This window comes from Streptomyces sp. NPDC052773, assembly GCF_044547145.1.
GTDB lineage: Bacteria > Actinomycetota > Actinomycetes > Streptomycetales > Streptomycetaceae > Streptomyces.
The window spans coordinates 1-4503 of sequence record NZ_JBITZX010000022.1 but is presented as its reverse complement, the minus strand read 5'-3'; the positions used below and the strand labels follow the sequence as shown (position 1 = coordinate 4503).

5 protein-coding genes are annotated in these 4503 nt (G+C 72.9%); all 5 read right to left on the bottom strand.

Annotated elements, in window-relative coordinates:
• Positions 1-350: 350 nt before the first annotated feature.
• Complete coding sequence (nusB, locus tag ACIG0D_RS32990; protein ID WP_165996677.1) at positions 351-785, bottom strand: transcription antitermination factor NusB; 435 nt, start codon at positions 783-785, stop codon at positions 351-353.
• A 2-nt stretch (positions 786-787) separates the two neighbouring features.
• The gene (gene efp, locus ACIG0D_RS32985; RefSeq protein ID WP_399808461.1) at positions 788-1354 is read right to left on the bottom strand and encodes an elongation factor P; all 567 of its coding nucleotides are present in this window, start codon (positions 1352-1354) and stop codon (positions 788-790) included.
• A gap of 47 nt (positions 1355-1401) precedes the next feature.
• Positions 1402-2508 (bottom strand): aminopeptidase P family protein, encoded by a 1107-nt coding sequence (locus ACIG0D_RS32980; protein WP_399808458.1) that lies wholly within the window; start codon positions 2506-2508, stop codon positions 1402-1404.
• Positions 2509-2677: 169 nt separating this feature from the next.
• On the bottom strand, positions 2678-3715 hold the full coding sequence (locus ACIG0D_RS32975) for an AAA family ATPase (protein WP_399808456.1): 1038 nt from the start codon (positions 3713-3715) through the stop codon (positions 2678-2680).
• Positions 3716-3880: 165 nt separating this feature from the next.
• On the bottom strand, positions 3881-4503 hold a 623-nt coding region (locus ACIG0D_RS32970), incomplete at its 5' end, for a 3-dehydroquinate synthase family protein (RefSeq protein WP_399808454.1).

Here is a 4503-nt window from a genome sequence, read left to right as displayed (position 1 = left end):
CGTACCCCCCCCCCCCCCCCCCCCCCCCCCGCCCCCCCCCCCCCCCCCCCCCCCCCCCCCACCCCCCCCCCCCCCCCCCCGCGCGCGGGGGCCGCCCCCCCCCCCCGGCCCCCCCCCCCCCCGGCGGTTTCCTGTGTGGCTCCCGCGGCCCTCTGCGCCTTCCTGCGGGCCTCCCGGGGCCCGGACGTACGCCTCCAGCGGGCCGCCCGGGGCCCGGACGTACGCCTCCTGCGGGCTTCCCGGGGGGGTCCAGACGTCCGCCTCCAGCGGGCCTCCCGGGGCCCAGTCGTACGGCAACGCCCGAGGGCCCGCAGCGGAGGTGCTGCGGGCCCTCGGGCGTCTTGGGTCGCTCAGGCTTCGTCGCGGCGCAGCGAAGGCTTGAGCTCCTTCAGCCGGCCGAGCAGGCCGTTCACGAACGAGGGCGACTCGTCCGTGGAGAACTCCTTCGCCAGCTGCACCATCTCGTCCAGCACGACGGCGTCCGGGGTCTCGTCGACCCAGATCAGCTCGTACGCGCCGAGGCGCAGGATGTTGCGGTCGACGACAGGCATCCGGTCAAGCGTCCAGCCGACGGAGTACTGCGAGATCAGCTCGTCGATCCGCTTCGCGTGCTCCGCGTAGCCCTCGACCAGCTGCATCGTGTACTCGCTCACCGGCGGCTGCCGGGTGTCGGCCCGGGAGAGCCGGATCCAGTCCGCGAGAACGGTCAGGACGTCGGCGCCGCGCTGGTCGCCCTCGAAGAGGATCTGGAAGGCGCGCTTGCGGGCCGTGTTGCGGGCGGCCACGGTTAGCTGTTCACCCGGCCGAGGTAGTCGCTGGTGCGGGTGTCGACCTTGATCTTCTCACCGGTGGTGATGAAGAGCGGGACCTGGATCTGGTGGCCGGTCTCCAGGGTGGCGGGCTTGGTGCCACCGGTGGAGCGGTCGCCCTGGACGCCCGGCTCGGTCTCGGCGACGGTCAGCTCGACGGCGGCCGGCAGCTCGACGAAGAGCACCTCGCCCTCGTGCTGGGCGACCGTGGCCTCGAAGCCCTCGATCAGGAAGTTGGCGGCGTCGCCGACGACCTTCTTGTTGATGTGGAGCTGGTCGTAGGTCTCCATGTCCATGAAGACGAAGTAGTCGCCGTCCATGTACGAGAACTGCATGTCGCGCTTGTCGACAGTGGCCGTCTCGACCTTGACGCCGGCGTTGAAGGTCTTGTCGACGACCTTGCCGGAGAGCACGTTCTTGAGCTTGGTGCGCACGAAGGCCGGGCCCTTGCCGGGCTTGACGTGCTGGAACTCGACGACGGACCAGAGCTGGCCGCCTTCGAGCTTGAGCACCATGCCGTTCTTGAGGTCGTTCGTGGAAGCCACGGTTGCGGAATCTCCTGGACTGACGTGGACGACCCCGGGGCACGCACCTATAGCGCGAGCAGCTCCTTGGTCGTAATGGTGAGTAGCTCGGGTCCGCCGTCCGCCTCGGGGCGGACGACGAGCGTGTCATCGATCCGGACGCCGCCCCGTCCCGGGAGGTGGACCCCCGGTTCGACGGTGACCGGCACGCAAGCGTCCAGTTTACCCATGGCCGAGGGAGCCAACTGCGGGTCCTCGTCGATTTCGAGTCCCACGCCGTGCCCGATCAGCGGAGGCAGCGCTTCCCCATGGCCCCCCGAGTCCAGCACCTGCCGTGCCGCGCGGTCCACGTCCCGGTAGGCGGCGCCGGGCGCCAGGGACTCCCGTCCGGCGCGCTGAGCGGCGAAGACCAGGTCGTACAGCTCGATCTGCCAGTCGGCGGGCGAGGTCCCGATGACGAAGGTGCGGCCGATCTCGCAGCGGTAGCCGCGGTAGGTGGCGCCCAGGCAGACGGAGAGGAAGTCGCCCTCCTCGACCCGCCGGTCCGTGGGCCGGTGGCCGCGGCGGCCGGAGTTCGGGCCGGTGCCGACGGAGGTGGGGAAGGCGGGGCCGTCGGCGCCGTGATCGACGAGGCGCCGCTCGAGCTCCAGGGCGAGATGGCGTTCGGTACGGCCGACCAGGATGGATTCGAGCAGCTCACCGAGGGCCTGGTCGGCGATCTCGGCGCCGATGCGCAGGCAGGAGATCTCCTCCTCGTCCTTCACCACTCTCAGCTGCTCGACCGCGCCGCCCAGGTCGGCCAGGCGCAGCCGGGGCGCGACCGAGGTGATGGCCCGGTGCCGGGAGACGGTGAGGTGGTGCTCCTCCACGGCGAGAGAATCGGCGCCCTGGCCCACGGCGAGGTCGGCGGCGGCGACGGCCGGGTCGCCGCCCGGGCCGGACAGGGCGTGCACCCGCACCGCCTCGTCGAGGCGGCCGTCGGTGGGGCGGTCGTCCGGCGGCTCGGCGCACACCAGCAGGTCTTCGCGCTTGCCCAGCAGCAGTACGGCACCGTGGGGTGCCGCGCCCGCGAGGTAGCGCACATTGGCGGGACGGGAGACGAGCGCGGCGGCACTGCCGCTGGCACTACTGCATTCCCTCAGCCGCGCTCGGCGGGTCGCGTACACCTCTGACATGAGACGAGCGTAGGAGCGTTGGGCGTTTTGTGCCGGTTGGGGAGGTGCCGTTCGGGCTAGCGCCGGGGTGTGAACGGTTGTCTGCCGGGCGCGGCCCGTGGTGGGCCGGTCGCGCCCACGCGGCGGAGCCGCATATCGGCACAGCCCCGCGCCCCTCGGAGGTCCGCGTTCACCACTTCGGTGGACTGGCGATCGCCCTGGCCAGGACCTCGTCCAGGACGCGGGCCGTGCCGGGGACGTCGAGCTGGGAGTTGTCGATGATCGGCAGCCCCGAGCCGTACCAGCCGGCCATGCGGCCGTGGATGCGGGCGACCTCCTCGTCGGTGAGGCGGCGGTTGCCGGTGCGTTCGGCGTTGCGCTCCAGGACGATGTCGAGCCCCGGGAGGAGGACGACGGGGAGCAGGCCGGGCCCGACGTGCCGTTTCCAGCCGCCGAGGCCGACCACCGGGCGGTCGGGGAAGACGGCGTCGTCGAGGATGCAGGAGATGCCGTTGGCCAGGAAGTTCCGCGCGGCGAAGCCGCAGGTGCGGCGGGCCAGGCGGTACTGCGCCTCCGAGTTGTCGTTCCATCCGGACTGCGGGTCGGCGAAGCCGGAGCGGACCCATTCACGGACGTCGTCGAGGCTGATGTGGGCGGTGGGCACCCGGCGGTGGTCCGCCCAGTACTTGGCGACGCTGGTCTTGCCCGCGCCGGCCGGGCCGATCAGCAGCACCGCGAGGGTGGTGGTGGCCGGGTCGGGCACCGGGGCGGCCGGCGCCTGCGGGGTGCCGGGGGCCGCCACCGGGCCGCCGGGCGGCAGCTGGACGTGTCCGGTGACATCCGGTGACTGCGGGGGCGCCGAGGTGTGGGGAGCCGGCGCTCCGGTGTAGCCCGGGGGCGGCGGCGGGGGTACGGGGGCGGATCCCTGCGGCACGGGGGCCGAGCCCTGGGGCATGGGAGCGGGTCCCTGCGGCACCGGGGCGGGCCCCTGGTGCGGGGCCGGTCCCTGATGCGCGGCCGGACCCTGATGAGGAGCCGGACCCTGGTGCGGGACCGGACCCTGCTGGGGGATCGATGCCTGGTGCGGGGCCGGTCCCGGGTGCGGTCCCGGATGGTGCCGGTCCGCCTGGTGCGGACCCGGGTGTTGTGCGGCCGGCGACCAACCGGCGGCCGGACCGTGCCCCGGCTGGTGGGGCGGCGGCAGCGGAGACCCCACTGCGTGCTGCATCCGGTGCCACTCCGTCTCGTCTTTCAGGGCTTTCGGCGCTGGCAGCGGGCGCGACCCGCTCCCTACCGAACGGTACCGCCCCCGGCCGTCGTTTGGTGAACGGCCGGGGGCGGCCCGAAGTGCCCGTCGCCGCAAGCGAATCGGACGGAAGGGTCCCCGGGGGACTTACTGGGCCACCTCGCCGTAGGCGGCGAGCAGCATGGCCGGGTCGGGGCCCTCCAAGACGGTCGGTTTGGCGAGGCCGTCGAGGACGATGAAGCGCAGCAGGTCCCCGCGGGACTTCTTGTCGACCTTCATCGTCTGCAGCAGCTTGGGCCACTGGTCGTAGCGGTAGGTGAGCGGCAGCCCCACCGACTCCAGGATGGTGCGGTGGCGGTCGGCGGTGGCGTCGTCCAACCGGCCCGCCAGTCGGCCCAGTTCGGCGGCGAAGTGCATTCCGACGGCCACCGCGGCGCCGTGCCGCCACTTGTAGCGCTCGTTCTTCTCGATGGCGTGGCCGAGGGTGTGGCCGTAGTTCAGGATCTCCCGCAGCCCGGTCTCCTTCAGATCCGAGGAGACCACCTCCGCCTTGACCCGGATCGACCGCTCGATCAGCTCGGCGGTGTGCGGACCGGCCGGGGTGCGGGCGCCCTCGGGGTCGGCCTCGATCAGGTCGAGGATGACCGGGTCGGCGATGAACCCGGCCTTGATGACCTCCGCGAGCCCGGAGACGTAGTCGTGCACCGGGAGGGAGTCCAGCGCGGCCAGGTCGCACAGGACGCCGGCCGGGGGGTGGAAGGAGCCGACGA

Excerpts from the sequence above, each read along its gene's own strand:
- ACIG0D_RS32980 (WP_399808458.1), bottom strand. The coding sequence starts at position 2,508 with ATGTCAGAGGTGTACGCGACCCGCCGAGCGCGGCTGAGGGAATGCAGT.
- ACIG0D_RS32975 (WP_399808456.1), bottom strand. The coding sequence starts at position 3,715 with ATGCAGCACGCAGTGGGGTCTCCGCTGCCGCCGCCCCACCAGCCGGGG.